This window comes from Streptomyces sp. SID9727, from assembly GCF_010550605.1.
Taxonomy (GTDB): domain Bacteria; phylum Actinomycetota; class Actinomycetes; order Streptomycetales; family Streptomycetaceae; genus Streptomyces.
In genome coordinates this window covers 1-2,060 of the sequence record NZ_JAAGNI010000327.1, presented here as the reverse complement: position 1 = coordinate 2,060, position 2,060 = coordinate 1, and the positions used below count along the sequence as shown (strand labels likewise).

Genomic DNA, 2,060 nt, shown 5'->3' with positions numbered 1-2,060 from the left:
GTGCCCCGGCTCGGAGCGGGGCGAGCCGGAAGGGGGGCCACGGGGGCGTCGGGGCGGCCGGGTATGTCCGGTGCCGGATGCCCGGGCGCCACGTCCGCCAGCCGGTCGCGCAGGGTGCCGGCCCTCCGCCGGGCGTCCCGGACCGTGAGGGGCAGCGGCTCCCAGCCCGCGAGGCGGCCGAGCGCGACGACCGGGGGGTGCACCGGGGAGACCGCCATCACCTCGGCGGGCGTGCCCATCACCGGGGCCGCGCCCGGCGAGGGGAGCAGGACGACCTGGTCCGCGTACTGCACCACGCGCTCCAGCCGGTGTTCCGCCATGAGGACCGTGGTGCCCAGGTCGTGGACGAGCCGCTGGAGGACCGCGAGGACCTCCTCGGACGCAGCCGGGTCCAGCGCGGACGTCGGCTCGTCGAGGACCAGGACCCGGGGGTGCGGGGTGAGGACCGAGCCGATCGCGACCCGCTGCTGCTGGCCGCCGGACAGGGTGGCGATCGGGCGGTCGCGCAGCCCGGCGAGCCCCAGCAGATCGAGGGTCTCCTCGACCCGTCGCCGCATCACGTCCGGGGCCAGGCCCAGCGACTCCATGCCGTAGGCCAGCTCGTCCTCGACGGTGTCGGTGACGAAGTGCGCCAGCGGATCCTGGCCCACCGTGCCGACCAGGTCCGCGAGCTCCCGGGGCTTGTGCGTACGGGTATCGCGCCCGTCCACGGTGACCCGCCCGGTCAGCGTGCCGCCCGTGAAGTGCGGCACCAGGCCCGAGACGGCGCCGAGCAGCGTCGACTTGCCGACCCCGGACGGGCCGACGAGCAGCACGAGCTCGCCCTCCGGGACCGTCAGGTCGACCCCCGACAGGGTGGGGCGCCCGGCCCCCTCGTACCGCACCGAAACAGCGTCGAACCGGATCACACCTGCTCCTGGAAGCCTGTGGGGGAGGGCGGGACGGGCGCGATCACCGCGGGACACAGCCCGAGCAGTACGGCGGCGGCCGGCCACAGCGGCAGCACGGGAGCGGTCAGCGGTACGACCCCGGGGTGCAGCGCTGCCGGATCGGCGTTCCCGGCCCAGACCATCGCCGCCGCGACCGCCGCGCCGGACCCGGCGATCAGCCAGGCCCGTACGCCCCACCGGTCGGGCCGGTAGCGGGTCCGCACCGAACGGGCCCCGCCGAGCCGCAGCCCCGCCGTGGCGGCCAGGAGACCTGCGGCGAGCAGCGGGAGGCCGTAGCCGGCGCCCTCGGCGGCGAGCAGCCCGTAGGTGCCCGCGCACACCCCGAGCAGCCCGCCGAGCGTCAGCACGTTCGTGGTGTGCCGGACGGCGGCCGGGACGCGGGCGGTGCGCCCGTAACCGCGCGCGTCCATGGAGGCGGCCACGGCGACCGACCGTTCGAGGGCGCCCTCCAGGACCGGCAGCCCGATCTGGAGGACGGCCCGCACGCCACCGGTCGGCCGGCCGCGCAGCCGGCGGGCGGTGCGCAGCCGCAGCACGTCGGCGACCATGTTCGGCGCGAACGTCATCGCCACGACGACGGCGACCCCGGCCTCGTACAGCGCGCCGGGCAGCGACTTCAGCAGCCGGGCCGGGTTGGCGAGGGAGTTCGCCGCGCCGACGCAGATCAGCAGGGCCGCCAGCTTCGCCCCGTCGTACAGCGCGAACAGCAGCTGCTCGGCGGTGACCCGGCCGCCGATCCGGACGCCCCTGGCCCAGTCGGGCAGCGGCAGCTCGGGCAGCGTGAACAGGGTGTGCGTGCCGGGGATCGGGGAGCCGAGGAAGACGGAGAACAGCAGCCGGACCGCGATCACGAAGAGCCCGATCCGGATGAACATCCCGTACGACCGGGCCCACGGCGCGTCCGTGCGGCGCGCGGCCACCACGTAGCCCGCGACCCCGACCAGCAGGCCGAGCAGCAGCGGGTTGGTGGTCCGGGACGCGGCCGTGGCCAGGCCCAGCGCCCACAGCCACCATGCCCCGGCCGGCACCGCGTTGGAGCGGTTCGCGGCGGGGGCGCGCCAGGCGGGGAGCCGGTGTGTCGCGGTGTCCGTGCGGCCGGCCGTCGGGCCG

General features: G+C 76.8%; 2 protein-coding genes. Both read right to left on the bottom strand.

The genetic code is table 11. The features are described 5' to 3' along the window. The coding region (locus tag G3I41_RS22235) for an ABC transporter ATP-binding protein (protein WP_343242205.1) at window positions 1-908 on the bottom strand (908 nt) is incomplete at its 3' end. Continuing rightward, on the bottom strand, window positions 905-2,060 hold a 1,156-nt coding region (locus tag G3I41_RS22230), incomplete at its 5' end, for an energy-coupling factor transporter transmembrane protein EcfT (protein ID WP_164402166.1). The genes G3I41_RS22235 and G3I41_RS22230, both read right to left, overlap by 4 nt.